14 protein-coding genes are annotated in these 15813 nt (G+C 46.1%); 5 read left to right on the top strand and 9 right to left on the bottom strand.

The window, feature by feature from the left end; all coding sequences use genetic code 11:
- Together XMM383_RS02670 and XMM383_RS02675 are read left to right on the top strand one after the other, a co-directional pair.
- Complete coding sequence (locus XMM383_RS02670) at positions 1-699, top strand: fumarylacetoacetate hydrolase family protein (RefSeq protein ID WP_173494481.1); 699 nt, start codon at positions 1-3, stop codon at positions 697-699.
- Between the two features lie 36 nt (positions 700-735).
- Positions 736-924: a DUF2892 domain-containing protein gene (locus XMM383_RS02675; protein ID WP_173484023.1), complete on the top strand. Its 189-nt coding sequence runs from the start codon at positions 736-738 to the stop codon at positions 922-924.
- 173 nt (positions 925-1097) lie between these two features.
- Here the strand turns inward: XMM383_RS02675 and XMM383_RS02680 are convergent, their stop codons facing one another.
- From XMM383_RS02680 to XMM383_RS02710, 7 genes are all read right to left on the bottom strand, one after another.
- Positions 1098-2282 (bottom strand): NAD(P)/FAD-dependent oxidoreductase, encoded by a 1185-nt coding sequence (locus XMM383_RS02680; protein ID WP_173494482.1) that lies wholly within the window; start codon positions 2280-2282, stop codon positions 1098-1100.
- On the bottom strand, positions 2279-2605 hold the full coding sequence (locus tag XMM383_RS02685; RefSeq protein WP_173484025.1) for a hypothetical protein: 327 nt from the start codon (positions 2603-2605) through the stop codon (positions 2279-2281). Before XMM383_RS02685 ends, XMM383_RS02680 begins: the two co-directional genes overlap by 4 nt.
- A complete protein-coding gene (ylqF, locus tag XMM383_RS02690; RefSeq protein WP_173481059.1) occupies positions 2602-3516 on the bottom strand; it encodes a ribosome biogenesis GTPase YlqF in 915 nt (304 codons plus the stop codon). Before ylqF ends, XMM383_RS02685 begins: the two co-directional genes overlap by 4 nt.
- Positions 3517-3627: 111 nt before the next feature.
- Positions 3628-5052 carry a glyceraldehyde-3-phosphate dehydrogenase gene (locus XMM383_RS02695; protein ID WP_371731516.1) on the bottom strand — a complete coding sequence of 475 codons (1425 nt, stop codon included), beginning with the start codon at positions 5050-5052 and terminating at the stop codon, positions 3628-3630.
- 266 nt (positions 5053-5318) lie between these two features.
- Positions 5319-7862, bottom strand: a complete 2544-nt coding sequence (locus tag XMM383_RS02700) for a GAF domain-containing protein (protein WP_173484026.1) — start codon at positions 7860-7862, stop codon at positions 5319-5321.
- Positions 7855-9468 (bottom strand): ATP-binding protein, encoded by a 1614-nt coding sequence (locus tag XMM383_RS02705; protein ID WP_173494483.1) that lies wholly within the window; start codon positions 9466-9468, stop codon positions 7855-7857. Before XMM383_RS02705 ends, XMM383_RS02700 begins: the two co-directional genes overlap by 8 nt.
- Positions 9461-10069 (bottom strand): biliverdin-producing heme oxygenase, encoded by a 609-nt coding sequence (locus tag XMM383_RS02710; protein ID WP_173484028.1) that lies wholly within the window; start codon positions 10067-10069, stop codon positions 9461-9463. The genes XMM383_RS02705 and XMM383_RS02710 overlap by 8 nt, the downstream gene beginning before the upstream one ends.
- Before the next feature lie 202 nt (positions 10070-10271).
- Here XMM383_RS02710 and XMM383_RS02715 point away from each other — a divergent pair, with 202 nt between their 5' ends.
- On the top strand, positions 10272-11084 hold the full coding sequence (locus XMM383_RS02715; RefSeq protein ID WP_173498570.1) for an amidohydrolase family protein: 813 nt from the start codon (positions 10272-10274) through the stop codon (positions 11082-11084).
- A complete protein-coding gene (locus XMM383_RS02720; RefSeq protein WP_173494484.1) occupies positions 11065-12759 on the top strand; it encodes a ShlB/FhaC/HecB family hemolysin secretion/activation protein in 1695 nt (564 codons plus the stop codon). Before XMM383_RS02715 ends, XMM383_RS02720 begins: the two co-directional genes overlap by 20 nt.
- Before the next feature lie 4 nt (positions 12760-12763).
- Here the strand turns inward: XMM383_RS02720 and XMM383_RS02725 are convergent, their stop codons facing one another.
- Together XMM383_RS02725 and tpiA are read right to left on the bottom strand one after the other, a co-directional pair.
- A complete protein-coding gene (locus XMM383_RS02725) occupies positions 12764-13675 on the bottom strand; it encodes an MBL fold metallo-hydrolase (RefSeq protein WP_173484031.1) in 912 nt (303 codons plus the stop codon).
- 106 nt (positions 13676-13781) lie between these two features.
- On the bottom strand, positions 13782-14537 hold the full coding sequence (gene tpiA / locus XMM383_RS02730; RefSeq protein ID WP_173481066.1) for a triose-phosphate isomerase: 756 nt from the start codon (positions 14535-14537) through the stop codon (positions 13782-13784).
- Between the two features lie 198 nt (positions 14538-14735).
- Between tpiA and XMM383_RS02735 the strand changes: the two genes are divergently transcribed.
- Positions 14736-15716: a glutathione S-transferase family protein gene (locus XMM383_RS02735; protein ID WP_173494485.1), complete on the top strand. Its 981-nt coding sequence runs from the start codon at positions 14736-14738 to the stop codon at positions 15714-15716.
- Positions 15717-15813: the final 97 nt, after the last annotated feature.

Below are 15813 nucleotides of genomic sequence, written 5' to 3' on the forward strand. Positions count from 1 at the left end.
ATGTCGGACAGTTATCTATTTACGCCTCGCCCAGTCACCGCTTTAACGATTCGCGGTGACGAACGTCAATTTCCTGTGAATCGCATCTTTTGTGTTGGCCGAAGCTATCAAGCGCATGCGGCCGAGATGGGCGATAAGATTGATAAAACCACACAAGAGCCCTTCTACTTCATTAAAGACCTTAACGCCATTCAGGCGTCAGGAACCGATCTACCCTACCCTCCAGGAACCGAAGATCTACACTACGAGATGGAGTGGGTCGTCGCGATCGATCAACCGGGCTTTGAGGTTGATGAAGAGAGAGCGGAAGCGATGATCTATGGTTACGCCTGTGGGTTAGACATGACACGCCGCGATCTGCAGCAGAAAGGCAAAGACAAACGTCGCCCTTGGGATCTAGGTAAAAACTTTGAAGGCGGTGCCATCATTACCGACCTGGTTCCAAAATCGGTCACAGGAGTGCTTGAACGTGGCAGAATCGAACTGCGTGTGAATGGTGAAACCAAGCAGACAGCTGACATCTCTGATCTGATCTGGTCACCCGCAGAGTTGGTCATGCACCTCTCTAAATATTACCACTTACAGCCGGGTGATCTTATCTACACCGGTACCCCAGAAGGAGTGGGCCCCGTTGTAAAAGGTGACCGTATCGAAGGCAGTGTTGAAGCGGTGGGCTCAATTTCACTTAACATCGTATAACGAATTATTAAAACCCTCTCAAAAGGAGATAGTGATATGAAATGTAATGTCGGTGGAATGGATCGCGCTCTGCGCATTATTGTCGGTTTAATCCTGATTGGACTGGCCTTCACTGAGACAGTGGGTAGCTGGGGTTACATTGGTGTAATACCGCTGTTAACCGGTGTGTTTGGATTTTGTGGTGCTTACACACTGTTCGGACTGAACAGCTGTAAAACTAAGTAACACTTCATGGGTTGGAGCGGTCTTTCAAAGGCCGCGAATCTACTCCACGCAATCGCCTCATCTTCGATAAGGCTCCAACATCAATTCAAAGCTTTAAGCGTTGGAGCGGTCTTTCAAAGGCCGCGATTATCGCCTCATCTTCGATAAGGCTCCAACAATTGAACTTAACTTGCCTAAACAACTTCGCCGGCGGCATTTCCTGATGCCCAAGCCCACTGGAAATTATGCCCGCCCAAGTGCCCTGTCACATCCAACGACTCACCGATAAAGTAGAGGCCTGATACGCTTTTTACTTCCATGGTTTTTTGCGAGATGGCCTGAGTATCTACCCCACCAATGGTCACTTCAGCTGTACGATAGCCTTCGGTTCCCGATGGTTTCACCCGCCATTGAGTCAGTTGCTTGGTGAGCGCTTCAATTTTCTCATTGGAGAAGTCACCCACTGCCCCAGCAAAGCCCCAGATTGAGCACAATACCTGAGCCAATCGCTTACTCATGTATTCACTGAGCACACGCTCAATGCTCTGTTTTGGAGTCGCTTGTCGAGCCTCTTTAAGTTGCTCGTCAATATCAATACCGGGAAGCAGATCAATTTCAACACTTTGACCTGGCTGCCAATAGCTCGAGATCTGAAGAACCCCAGGGCCGCTTATGCCTCGATGAGTAAACAGAATAGGTTCCAAAAAGCTCATACCCGCACAACTGACACGCGCATTTTGTGCAGTCCCAGAGAGCTCTTTGAGTGGTGTTAAAATGTCAGGCTGCAGCGTAAATGGGACCAGTGCGGCGCGGCGAGGGGTAACCGGTAGGTCAAACTGTTCGGCCACATCATAAGCAAAGCCGGTCGCACCACCATTAGGGATGGAGAGTCCGCCTGTTGCAATAACCAACGACTCACATTGAATTGAATCAGCCGAGGTTTCTACGAGAAAACCATGCTCATTTTGTGTAAGCGAATGGACACTCACCTCTGTCTCAATCTTTACACCCGCCCAATCGCACTCAGTGGTGAGCATCGTCAGAATCTCTTTACTGGATTCATTACAGAAGAGCTGGCCTGGGGTCTTCTCGTGGTACTCAATCCCATGACGATCGACCATATCGACAAAGTGTTGCGGTGTATAACGACTCAATGCCGATTTGCAGAAGTGGGGGTTATTCGATAGAAAATTGGCCGGTGTTGAGTGAAGGTGGGTGAAGTTACAACGCCCTCCTCCTGACATTAAAATCTTACGCCCGACTTTTTTAGTGTGTTCCAACACTAGAACAGAACGGCCACGATAGCCAGCCGTTAATGCACACATCAGACCGGACGCACCGGCACCTATAATTACGACATCAACCCTGCGTTTACTCATTCGCTGTCGCTGGTCTGCTCGCGGCTGTTATCGGCTTTTTCAGCGCTCTCTTTGTCAGCGTTGTATTGACGGATCTTATCCGCTAAGCGGCCACCCTTGCGCTCACCACGACGGCCGGCCTCGGTATCACGCTCAATTGCTGATTTAGTCGGTTTCGCATTAATACGTTTCTGATCAACCGACACATGCTTTTTCTTCTGTTTTTGCGCACGCTGTTTTCGGCTCTCATAGCTGTCGGGGTCGGCTAGACGCTCCTGCTTACGGGGCGTTTTATCCAGCACGATTTTGTTAGCCATGCGCTTCTGCTTTTTTAAACGGGTCACTTAGAACTCTCCTCTGCCTTGGCCGCTTCTTCGGCCTCTTGGGCAGCTAATTCAGCGGCAATACGATCTTTCTCTTGCCACTCTTCCACTGTTTCAAAACTGATGCGCCCTAGCTTACCACCGCGCATCTCGTTCATTAGTATCTCGGCCGCCTTGTGTATATCGACCACACCACCGGGTCGCAAGCAGCCTCGTTTACGGCCTATTTGATCCAATAAGCCTTCACCTAACTCCGGCAGCTCTTTCAGTTTATAACGCTCTACTAGTCGCTCAGGGTAAGCATTAAGGATGAAGTTAGCACCATAGACGGCCACCTGATCATAATCGATCGCAGTATCTTTAATTGCACCGCTGACCGCCAACCGGTATCCAGAGTCTTGGTCTTCAATTTTTGGCCACAAGATACCGGGAGTATCCGACAGAGCCATCCCCTGAAATACACTGTAGCGTTTATTCGCTTTAGTCACGGCAGGTTCATTACCCACTTTGGCAATGCGTCGGCCTAAAAGAGCATTGATCAGAGTCGACTTACCCACATTAGGAATGCCCATGATCATGGCACGCACTGGGCGATCTTTGTTAGCACGGGCAGGCACGGCATCTTTACAGATTTGCGGAATCGACTTGATGGTTCTCTTATCACTTGTCGTTAACTCGATGGCCGTAATGCCCTCTTGCGCATTGAACTCCTGCAACCAAGCCTTGGTTTTGTCGGGATCTGCCAGATCGGATTTATTCAGAATTTTAAGAACAGGTTTGCCTCGACGTAACGAGGTCACCAAGGGGTTCTCGCTTGAGCGAGGCAAGCGTGCATCCAACACTTCAATAACAATGTCGACCTCATCCATAAGTTGCGCAATCTCTTTACGCGCTTTATGCATGTGACCGGGAAACCAGTTAATACGTTCCATAATGACCTATGCCTTTAAGTTGGGCGCATTATACCTGTTTATTAAGAATGAATCAGAGACAAAAAAACCGGAGCCCCTTTCGGTGACTCCGGTTTTTTTACAAAAGAGTGATTACTCTTGTGGGAAAGCCTTAAGCGTACAATTAGTTATCTCACGCGCTAGACGGATAACCTGACAGCTGTAGCCGTACTCGTTATCGTACCAAACGTAGAGAACACAGCTCTTACCGCTTGAGATAGTGGCCAATGCATCGACAACACCTGCAGCACGTGAGCCGACAAAGTCGCTCGAAACCGCTTCAGGTGAGTTAGAGTAGTCAACCTGCTTCTGAAGATCAGAGTGCAACGCCACTTCACGAAGGTAGTCATTCAAAGACTCACGCTCAGTCTCTTTCTCTAGGTTCAGGTTAAGGATCGCCATAGAGACGTTCGGTGTCGGAACACGGATCGCGTTACCAGTTAGCTTACCTTCCAATTGTGGAAGCGCTTTAGAGACCGCCTTTGCTGCACCCGTTTCAGAGATAACCATGTTAAGCGCTGCTGCGCGGCCACGGCGATCACCTTTGTGGTAGTTATCGATCAAGTTCTGGTCGTTAGTGTATGAGTGAACGGTCTCAACGTGACCATTAGCAACACCGTACTTGTCATCAATCGCTTTAAGGACAGGCGTAATGGCGTTAGTGGTACACGAAGCAGCCGATAAGATTTTATCCGATGCATCGATGTCACCATGGTTAACACCCATAACGATGTTTTTGATGCCTTTACCTGGTGCTGTAAGGATAACGCGATCAACACCTTTAGATTGAAGGTGAAGCGCTAAGCCTTTGTCATCACGCCAGATACCGGTGTTATCAATCACAAGAGCGTTATTAATACCGTACTGCGTGTAATCAACTTGATCTGGGCCATCGGCGAAGATCACTTTGATCGCATTACCGTTAACGATCAGGGAGTTCGTTGCTTCATCAACTTGGATAGTGCCTTTGAACGAACCGTGAACTGAGTCACGACGCAACAAACTTGCACGCTTCTCTAGGTCGTTATCGGCTTTGCCCTTACGTACAACAATCGCGCGCAGACGCAGCGTGTGACCTGCACCCGAGCGGTTCAACATGAATCGAGCCAGTAGACGACCAATGCGACCGAAGCCGTATAGGACGACGTCTTGACCACCAGTATCTTCTGTTGATGCGCCAGCAAGTTCAGACTCTAAATAATCATTCAAATCCGCTGCACCCGATTTACGGAAATTAACAGCCAATTTACCGATGTCGATGTGTGCGTTGCGGATGCCCATTTGAGACACCTTCTCAAGTACTGGGAAGGTATCTACGACTGAAAGCTCTTCACCCTCAACCTGACGAACGTAACGGTGATCTTTAAGTAGATCGATCACAGATTTACGAACAGACAGTTGGCCGAAAACAGAAATTTCAACGTTTGATTCACGGTACAAACGACCAACCACAGGGACCATCGCTTCGGCGATCGATTCACGAGCATTCCACTCTGCTAGCATCAGTTCTTGAGACACAGCACACTCCTTTATAAAGGTTAAGTAACCCGTTAATTATGACACAGATTGAAATAAAGGATATACAACTTACTGTTCATAAGTTATTGATATAACTTGTAAAAAACCAACAAATGTCGACTACAAAACTACAAAACCCCTATTTTTTTGTGAAAATTACGTAACTATTACAAAAGTTAATTTTTACTTATTATTGAGTTAAAAAATCGTCATCAATTGATACTAAACCACCCCTGATATCGATGTGAGTTAGCTGAGTTACTCAATCAACTCTCCAGCGACTGAATGGCGGCCTGTATTACAGAGCTACTAAAGGGTTTTTCAACAACAGGAACATTTGCATGCTTCTTCTTAAAGCCATCTTTAACGGAGCTATAGCCAGTGGCAAAGATGAAAGGCACACTCTTATTCCGAAGACAATCTGCGACCGTTTCACTCGACTCATCGCCCAAGTTGATATCCAAAACCGCCAAACCTGGAATCTTTTTATTGATCGATTCATGCGCCTCTTGAACGGTTGCAGCTAACTCAATATTTTTGTAACCCATTGCCTGCAGCATTCTCTCCAACTCAAATCCGATGATCATATTATCTTCGACTATGAGAACACTCTCCTTATCCGGTTGCCCCTTGTGAATGATAGATACTGCCTCACTCGATGTAGAGTCGCTCTTATGCTCTGCTTCTGCAGTCTCAAAATGCATCGCAGGTATGACAAATTCTGCAACCACACCGGATCGTTGATACTCAATCTTGGCTACCCCGCCCAAATCATGAGGAATAGATCGATTGATAATGACCGACCCGAATCCAAACTGTGAGGGTGACTGTTCGATCGTTACACCTGATTCGCGCCAATATAAATGCAGTTCCCCTTGGTGAATCTGCCAGTTCAAATTTATTTGACCATTTTCAGATTTAGCCGCGCCGTATTTAACGGCATTGGTTAAAAGCTCATGAATCACCATGGTCATAGTCGTGAAGGCCTTAGGACTCAGTTTGACCTCAGGACCTGATCGTTTCATGAGATTAGTCTTCGCCACTAAAGCTCTCTCTTCATTGTCGAGAATCATTGTGAGCGGAGCGAAATTCCAATTTTTTTCAGTTAAATGCGTCTGTGCAATGGCTAAAGATTGCACACGTCCCCCTAAAATCGATTGAAAATCCTTAATTGATAAATCTTGTGTCGATGTCTGCGAGACAATCCCTGATATCAACCCAAGAATATTACGAACTCGGTGATTAAGTTCGTGTATGAGCATATCTTTTTGACTTTGCGCTTCACTGGCTATGCGGTTGTAATCATCTAAGTTACGTACAATTATTTCCAACAGTACGGTCTTGATCTGTTCAGCCAAGGCAATTTGTTGATCTGTCCAAGGGGCTGAATACCCCTTTCTCATTTCGATCCAAGCTTCGAAACTTTTTCTTGGTGTTAAACGAATACCGTTTGGGCCTAGCTCAACTGGCTTCTCAGGATTGCCAGCCCAGCTCACCTTTTGCGGCTCCTCTTTTCGAAGAAAAATAAGCAGATCCTTAGGCCTTCTAGACATCGGAACCACTAACATACCAGCAAAACGATCAGCGATTGTGAGATCATCATTGAGCCACTCTTGCAGTGACTCCACACTAAAAATACCGCTTTGTGATGAATGATTGAGTCGTTTTACAAGCAGTTGGATATCTTCAGAACTAATCGGATCTCCGGCCACTTGGTATTCACCTCCGACCACCAGCACCATGGAATCGGAGGGAATGAGTTTATGAATAAAATTGACATGCGATTTAAGGTTATCAAAGAGTGACAGATCATTGTTTAAGCTTGTCACCAATTTCATATGCAGCTGTCGGGAGAGCTCAGTATCACTGTGACTTTGGCTGTTAAGCTTTACTCTTAGCTCCAATGCCAAGGACTCAACATAGAGCTCTGCAATTGTTCTATCACACAGCGATACGTATTTATTTGAATAGTGGTGACACGCGAATAACCCCCAAAGTTCACCGTCAACAAGAATGCTAATAGACATAGACGCTGCAACACCCATGTTTTTTAGATACTCAAGGTGAACAGGCGATACAGAACGAGTTGAACTGATCGAAAGATCAATGGTGGCGTGTTGCGGATGGATCGGCACGCCCGTGTCATGTACATCAGCAATCAAACGGGTGAGGTTTCTTTTGTAAAGCGCTCTGGCTTGTCGTGGTATGTCCGATGCTGGGTATCTAAGACCCATAAAGGAATCGACGGATGCATTGCGATGCTCAGCGACAACCTCTCCGCTACCATCTCCATGGAATCGGTAGACCATGACTCTATCAAAGCCCGTTAACGTTGAGACGTGTTCGGCCGAAATTGAGAGCAAATCCTCTAAATTATCAGTGTCTGTTACTTTTCTGATCATCTGCTTGAGGACCTGAAGTTGATCTGAAGAACTATCAACACTCTTTTCAAGCTCAACCACTATGGTGCTGCCCGATAAATGGATCGCCAGATCGTATAGCTGACCTGTTTTAAACAGATCAATGTTTGTGAGTCTCTCAGAATGATCAGAGCCATTTATGCCGAGGAATGTGGCTTTAATCCTATTCACTTCAGTCTTATCGAATAGAGTCTCTAAATTTCGACCCAGCATCTTATCCACGGGTACCTTAAACAGCTCTGTGACATTTTCGGAAGCGGCAATGATGCCCCAATCTGAGTTGAACGCGATAAAATAACCAAAGCTCTGTACGCGTCCCAACAGGTGAATGGGTTCTTTTTCACAGGTACTCAAATCGTATTGTGTATTCAGTTTGACGACGTTAGACATAATGTTTTTGCTCGTTTTCATTAATCACGGGTTGGTATTGATTCAGGCGAACCTTATTAAGAACGGCTTCAATGGCAGTCATTCCCGCGGGTTTATTGAGTATCTCGTTAAATAGATGCGCCGTATTGGTGAGCTCAATAGATGAAGAATCCAGTGCCGTTAGACCAATAATGGGAAGGTCATACCCCTTATCCCTAAGTTGTTTAGTGGCTTCAGGTCCATCTAATATCGGCATATTGAAATCCATAAACACTAGGTGAAAGTCTTTCTCTGATTCCACTTTATCAACAGCCTCAGCACCATTTTTGGCCAAAACCACATCGACCTTTCCGATCTTTAATAACTGTGATTTAAGAAGGATTAGATTGGTCATGCTGTCGTCTACAACAAGCACCTTCAACATCAACTCTTGAGGGGGGCTCTCTGCTTTTAATTTAACCTGTTGAGCAACTGAATCACTTAAACCACTTTTTGCAAAAAAGTCGTGTAACAGGCTTGGCAAAATAGGCTCAAAAATTTCATCCGTTCGATCGACCAAGCCTGGTGGAAAAGCACTATTCTCAGATCGAATGATCGCTATTCGTCCCTCAAGGATTTTTAACGTCCAATCCCTACAGAGATGATTCTCTTGAATCGCAATTTTCTCTGAGACGACCAACGCATCAATGTTTGTCTTGGTTAGCTGTTTGAAAGACTGGACTCTGATGACCGAGGCACCCCAATCCCTTAAGAAGGTCTCAATGATTTCAAACTTAACTGATTTATCAGCAACAACCGCCACGATCGGGTCTGATCTAAATATAAGGGGCGCTGAACCAGCTATTGACTGAGAGACAGGTAGCCTCAATTGAAAAGAGGCCTTAGTCCCCTTTCCTAAATCAGATCTCAGAACCAGGCTTCCACCCATTTTTTGGACTATGTCTAAACATATGCCCAAACCCAACCCTGAACCTAACGGCCTCCCCTTTTGAACATCAACCACTTGACCAAAGGGCGAAAGAATTTTTTGTATATCTTTTTGATCAATACCAATTCCGGTATCAATGACCGAGAAATGGATCTCTACTTCTGATCCAATCTGCCCCTTTAGTGCAGCCCAAAACTCAATCGAACCGCTATCGGTAAATTTGATCGCATTACCGATCAAATTGTTTAAAACTTGCTGAAGGTGAACACCATCGACCTCAACATTTTGTCTGAATAATTTCGGATCAATCATCAAACCGAGTTCAATTCCCTTACCCTCAGCAGCAATTGAGAAAGTCTTAACGGTCCTTTCAATAAGGTCCGTTATATCGGTTGTGACGGGATTGATGACAACAGCACCCGATTCACTTTTTGCCGCTTCGATCGCCTTGTTCAGTGAGTCAAGAAGCCCGTTCGACGCCACACTTATTTTATCAACATGCCGTTTCGCCATTGGAGACATCTGTTCCGATTGCAAGAGTTCAGCTAGGCCCATGATGGCATGCAGCGGCGTCCGTAGTTCATGACTTAATGTTGCTATGACTTTTAACTGTTCAGTACGTGATTGGCTTAGCTCTGATTCATTCAATTCTGTAGCAATTTCAGGCTCGACTTTAACGGTCTTTTTTTGACTAGCCATTTGCCACCTCATCCAATTTAAAATATGAGTGACTGACAATATCTAGAGAGTCACTCATGCTTAAAAATAGTTTTTTAGCTGATTCAACTGCCGTCTCAATTTGCTGGGGTTCAATGAGCTGAGAATCGAGTTCATATTGCGTCGCTTTCCAAAGCGCGAAGGTGTTATCTCTGTACCCGTTATAAAAGTGGGTCACATCATGTCTATTCATACTCCGCTCTATGAGCGGTGCTAACACCCTCCCCCCTAATGAAGCGCCTTCAAAGACATAAATCGCGCCTAGCACCTCAGATAGAGAGTTGTGATGAGTTTCAAAAGGTTCAGATTCAATAATGCAATCCAACGCATTCAGAGACTTAAGATCTTGAATTAACCAAGAGTAACGCTCAGAAACACGCTGTTTTAACGCTTCATTGGAATGATTCAAAAAGAGAGGTAGATGTTTTTTAATCCAATGTTCCAGTGCAACTAGAGCGAGAGTATATTCTCGCTCATTCAGAGTAGGTCGCACTAAAGATCTAAGGATAGGGTGAGCATCTAAGGATCTGTGAGATGCATTCGTAGACTGTTTCAAACATTCTGACGCATTAACATGGAGCATTGCTAAAGTCCTTCTGTTTTATATGTTACTTAAAGTTCCTGTACTGCTCGAAACTATTTTTATTGTCTGACTTAACCATAGATCAAAAATTTGCAAAGCCAGGTTTTTGTTGTTTATAAGCAAATTCGATGCCAAGTTTTCACATGCGGATTGATTTTTTAATAGAACAATCTGGCTAACAACTATCGACGTAAATGCTGAAATGAAATCTCTCTTTGCACCCTTACTGATGACTTTAAGCCTAACTAGCTGGGCTTCTAATATTCCTATTTTCGATACGCACGTTCACCACAACGATAAAACACAGGATGAATTTGATGATCGGAGAGTCGTCTCTCTTCTTCGTCAGTACGATATCCAGAAGGCCCTTGTTTCAAGCAGCGGTGATGACAACACTCAACGATTAAAGAGCTTGGCGCCTGATCTTGTGCTGCCAGCACTTCGCCCCTTTCGAAAAAGTGGTGAATTAAGAACCTGGATGCATGATGAGTCGGTCACTGAATATTTAGAGACACAGCTCAAACAGAACCATTACTTCGCCATTGGTGAGTTTCATGCATTTGGCGATGAGATGCAGACACCCGTGTCAAAACGGTTAGTGGCTTTAGCCAAAGAGTACAACTTAGTGTTGCACCTGCATGGCGATCGTCAGGCGATGCAACAGATCTTTCTGCAGTGGCCCGAGGCTAAGGTACTCTGGGCACACGCTGGGTTTGAAGCCCCTAGTGATCTGGCTGGACTATTTGATCAATACCCAAACCTCTGGGCTGATCTATCCTTTAGACCAGAGATTGTTACCTGGGGAGGCTTCAACCCTGAGTGGGAAAAGGCTCTACTGGCTAACCCTAATCGATTCACCTTAGGAGCTGATACATTCAACCTGGATCAGTGGCAGAAGATGCCGCTTTACACTCTGGATACACGAGATTGGTTAAGTACACTGCCTTCAGAGGTGGCTAAAAAAATTGCTTACGAAAATGCGGAGAGGCTATTTGATGTTTCCATTTCAGATTAGACAACCGCGTTATCACTCACTGATACCTCTTATCACACTGGGACTAAGTTGCTCTTTATCTTCGCAAGCATTATTCGCCGATGTCACCACCGGTGTCATGTTGAATCAATTTCAGAGTCAATTTCCAACCATCTACCTACCCTCTGTCGGTGAGGTAGATCGTCGTCGTTTTAAGTTGCCAGATGCTACCTCAGGTGATCCCAGCTTGTACGTCAAAGGGTTTGAGTTTACCGGCGTAAGCAGCATCGATATCAAGTATCTGCATCAAGCATTCTCGCCCTTTGAGGAGAGAGCGTTCACCCCTAAGCAACTGCTTGAGCTGACGGATCTGATCACCGACACCTATCGTCAACATGACATTGCGGCTATGGCGCGCATCCCTCCACAGGATGCTAAAAACGGAACGATTGTTTTTGAGATACACGAGTCAAATTTTGTCGGGGCAATACTAGATCATGGTTTTGAAGATCATTTTAATGTCTCACTTGAGCGTGTCGAAGCAGTCGCCTCTCTTCCAGGGTCTGAAGGGGCACCGCTGATACTCTCTGAACGAGAGCGTCAGCAGTTACTGACCATAGATATGCATGGCATCAGCGTATCAGGCGGACTGCAAGCAAACGATGACGGGGATCAGGAGCTAGAACTCTGGATAGAAAACAGTGACAGATTCTCTGGATCCATTGATCTAAACAACCAGGGTCTGAATGGAACGGGTGAAGAGCAAGCCGTTTTAACATCGATGCTATCTAGCCCATTTCAACGGGGTGGTGCTGGCTACCTGAACGCCATTAATAGTACCCAGTCTCAATTTCTTAGTATGGCTTATAGAGGGCCCATTGGGCTTCGAGGAACGACGTTAGACCTGCAAGCAGGAAGGCTTTCGGCCGATACAGACAGCAAACGACATCAATCAATCTCCTACTCTTTAGGCGTTCGTCACCCACTGATTAGAACCCTTGGCAGCAATCTATTCCTATCAGGCATCGCAGAACAACGCTTGCTTGAGGAGAGCTCAATAATCAACAACTCTTCACTGACAGACAGCGATTACGAAGTAAACACATTGAGACTGACGCTCGATGGAAACCGCGCCTTACACAAAGATAGGCTCACGTATCGACTTCAAACCACCTTGGGTAACACTGACCTTGAGGGCTCACCCAACCGCGGTCATGACCTAGCAAATGCTAATACTGCGGGTGCATTCAAAACATTCAGTGGATTCTTAACCTATCGAAAACGGTTAGCCGATAACTGGCAAGTATTGACCCATTTACAAGGCCAAATGAGCCCTAACAACTTAGATGACAGTCAACGATTAATTGCAGGCGGGTCTCAGGGACTTCGGGGTTTCAGTGCTGACGAGTTGATTGTCGATCAAGGCGCGCTGGTTCGTGTAGATATTATTAAACGGCTGAACGATCAATGGCGATTTGGTGGTTTTATCGACTGGGCAAAACTGGAGAGACGCAGCAACAATACCGACATCAATGGTAGCCCATTGGAGTCCCATAACCGAATATCTGCTTATGATTGGGGCGTCGCCTCCAGCTATAGAGTCCATGAGTCACTTCAATTCGACTTATCTGTCGCTCAAGCACTATCGAATACTCAAGGGGTGAACACCGAACAGGGCGATTTAACCACACTACTGAATTTGAAATGGGAGTTTTAAAGCGTCACTCCCACTCCATCTCTTCAAAGACACGCTGTGCATTGCGCCCGTGGATCTCTTCGTAGACGTTCAAATAACTGAATGCACTCTGGTCAATGGATGACACACTCTGCATATCACCACCCTCTTCAATCAACTCACCCACTTGTTCACGCAGAAACCTGAGGTAATCAAGGGTATCAGCCTTAGCTTTTTCCAAGGTTGTTGGTGCTCCATGGCCCGGAACAATCACCTTAGGATTTAACAACTCAATCACCTCAAACGCCTCTATCCAGGTTAGATGTTGTGATTGGGAGGCCACACCAAGCATCCGATCAACAAACACCGTATCGCCTGTATAGAGAGCGGATACTTCAGGTAACCAGACAAAGTTTTCACCCGGAGTATGAGTATGACCGACCGGAATAAACTGAACCGATCGATCACCCAGTGTGAGGGTACTCTCTGAGTCTAAAAGCGTATTGGCGTAGACAGGTTTTGTGCCTTGATAGGCGTCACCAATCAAGTTAGTAATTCGCATGACCTGCTGAGCTTCACGAGCCCTCTGATCGGTTTGGGTCGCAGTGCTACTGATCAATTCAGCGCCCTGTTGCGCAAAATAGTCGTTGCCAAACCAGCGGTGATCTTGGCCACCGGTATTAATCACTTTAATGACCGGTTGATCGGTGACTGTTTTGATCGTAGCTTCGATTTTCTCAGCCCCTCTCCAGCTACCACCTGAGTCAATCAACAGAACCCCCTGGTCAGAGACTACAAAACCAAAGGTGGCATTGTTTCCGAAATTTTCGGGAGATCGATCGGTCAGCGGCCCCACAATAGAATAGGTATTTGGAGCCACCTCTATGACCTGTAACTCATCAGCTTGAACCAGAGATGTTATTGCTAAGGTTAAAATAGCGAGGAGTGGTTTAATCATTTAGGAACCCATTGGATTGAGTGGTTGGGGCCTTATCGTAGATGAGGCGATTTCCCATGGAGTGAGGGTCAGGCTGAAGGCCAGACCCTGATAAGGGTTTATGTGATCAGTTTGCAGCGGCTCGACAGATCGTCGCGAAGCTGTCAGCTTTAAGGGATGCACCACCGACCAATCCACCGTCAACGTCAGCCATAGCAAGTAGCTCTGCAGCATTTTTGTCGTTCATGCTACCACCGTAAAGAATGGTCACGCGATCAGCGATATCAGTGTTGTGTTTGGCTATCAAACTGCGAACAAAGGCATGAGCATCCTGAGCTTGTTGTGGTGTCGCAGTTTCGCCGGTACCAATCGCCCAGACTGGCTCATAGGCAATCACAATTTGTGCAAAAGTGTCTGCACCACATAGATCGACAACCGCATTGACCTGCTCTTCTAATACAGCATTCATTTGACCCGATTGACGCTCTTCCAGTGTTTCACCGATACAGAGAACCGGTACAAGGCCGAGCTCTAGTGCTTTAAGCGTTTTTTCTGCCACCAATTGACTGGTTTCACCATAGAGAGAGCGACGCTCAGAGTGCCCCGTCAGTACATAAGCACAGCCAAGATCACGGATCATTTCACCACTCACTTCACCGGTGAAAGCGCCTTTCTCTTGATCACTTAGGTTTTGCGCACCCACTTTTATGGCGGTGTCGGCGGTTAACTCCAGTGCTTGAGGAATATAAATGAAGGATGGACAGACCGCGATATCAACACCTTTTAGAGAAGCGACCTGATCGGCCAAACCAGTCAATAGAGATTCGTTGGTCATCAACGATCCATTCATTTTCCAGTTACCCATAATTAGGGGGCGTCTCATCACGTAACTCCTTAGATCCAAACAAAAAAGACAGCTTAATAAGCCTAGAGAGCCGGATCAACCATTAGTTGCCTAGAAGAGCATTTTATATCAATCTATCTTTCTTATAATTAAGAGTTTCTTTGCGGACCATTAAACAGGTTGGAGCTCTTTGTCGTAGTGCTTAATAAGATTAATGATTAAACAGGCAATCACTCAATGGGACTTCTAATCGACGGTCAGTGGTATGATCAGTGGTATGACACTAAATCATCCAATGGAAAATTTATTCGAACAGAGGCGCAATATCGAAACTGGGTTACCCCTGATGGTGCCGAAGGCCCAACGGGTGATGCAGGTTTTAAAGCTGAACCGGGTCGATACCACCTCTATGTCTCATTAGCCTGCCCCTGGGCACACCGAACTCTAATCGTCAGAGCACTCAAGGGTCTACAAGACCAGATCTCATTTGATGTGGTGCACCCCTTGATGCTTGAGCAAGGCTGGACTTTTGATTCAGACTTTCCAGCTGCAACCAGTGATCGTGTCAATCAGAAGCAGTTTATGCACCAGATCTATACCCAGTGCGATCCAGAGTACACCGGTCGGGTAACAGTTCCAGTACTTTGGGATAAACAGAATCAGACCATTGTTAGCAATGAGTCCTCAGAAATTATTCGTATGCTCAACTCAGGTTTTAACGAGATTGGCGCAAATGATCTGGATCTCTACCCTGAATCGCTCCAAGCGGAGATTGATCAGTGGAATGAGTTCATCTACGAACCCGTTAACAATGGTGTCTATAAAGCAGGCTTTGCAACGACTCAAGAAGCTTACGATGAAGCGGTGGTGAATCTCTTTAAGCATCTGGACAGACTGGAAGAGAGGCTAACCACTCGTCGTTACTTAGTGGGTCATCAGTTAACCGAGGCTGATATCAGACTCTTCACGACTTTGATTCGCTTTGACCCAGTATATGTTCAACACTTTAAGTGTGACCGTAAACGAATCGCAGAGTACCCGGCACTATCGAACTATATGCGTGACATCTACCAGCAGCTCGGAGTAGCAGAGACCTGTGACCTTGATCATATCAGACACCACTACTACCGCAGCCACCCGACTATAAATCCGCATGGCATCATCTCCTACGGTCCAGAGTTTGATCTGATGGCGCCACACGGACGCGAGAATCTATAACAGTAGGAGCCTTATCGTAGATGAGGCGATTGGATCAAAGTGCATCGCGGCCTTTACAAGACCGCTCCAACAGTGAAAGGAGCAACGCATGTTGGAG

Origin of the sequence: Marinobacterium sp. xm-m-383, from assembly GCF_013283255.1 — a bacterium.
GTDB lineage: Bacteria > Pseudomonadota > Gammaproteobacteria > Pseudomonadales > Balneatricaceae > Marinobacterium_E.

Excerpts from the sequence above, each read along its gene's own strand:
- XMM383_RS02670 (WP_173494481.1), top strand. The coding sequence starts at position 1 with ATGTCGGACAGTTATCTATTTACGCCTCGCCCAGTCACCGCTTTAACG.
- XMM383_RS02675 (WP_173484023.1), top strand. The coding sequence starts at position 736 with ATGAAATGTAATGTCGGTGGAATGGATCGCGCTCTGCGCATTATTGTC.
- XMM383_RS02680 (WP_173494482.1), bottom strand. The coding sequence starts at position 2,282 with ATGAGTAAACGCAGGGTTGATGTCGTAATTATAGGTGCCGGTGCGTCC.
- ylqF (WP_173481059.1), bottom strand. The coding sequence starts at position 3,516 with ATGGAACGTATTAACTGGTTTCCCGGTCACATGCATAAAGCGCGTAAA.
- XMM383_RS02700 (WP_173484026.1), bottom strand. The coding sequence starts at position 7,862 with ATGTCTAACGTCGTCAAACTGAATACACAATACGATTTGAGTACCTGT.
- XMM383_RS02705 (WP_173494483.1), bottom strand. The coding sequence starts at position 9,468 with ATGGCTAGTCAAAAAAAGACCGTTAAAGTCGAGCCTGAAATTGCTACA.
- XMM383_RS02710 (WP_173484028.1), bottom strand. The coding sequence starts at position 10,069 with ATGCTCCATGTTAATGCGTCAGAATGTTTGAAACAGTCTACGAATGCA.
- XMM383_RS02715 (WP_173498570.1), top strand. The coding sequence starts at position 10,272 with ATGAAATCTCTCTTTGCACCCTTACTGATGACTTTAAGCCTAACTAGC.
- XMM383_RS02720 (WP_173494484.1), top strand. The coding sequence starts at position 11,065 with ATGTTTCCATTTCAGATTAGACAACCGCGTTATCACTCACTGATACCT.
- XMM383_RS02725 (WP_173484031.1), bottom strand. The coding sequence starts at position 13,675 with ATGATTAAACCACTCCTCGCTATTTTAACCTTAGCAATAACATCTCTG.
- tpiA (WP_173481066.1), bottom strand. The coding sequence starts at position 14,537 with ATGAGACGCCCCCTAATTATGGGTAACTGGAAAATGAATGGATCGTTG.
- XMM383_RS02735 (WP_173494485.1), top strand. The coding sequence starts at position 14,736 with ATGGGACTTCTAATCGACGGTCAGTGGTATGATCAGTGGTATGACACT.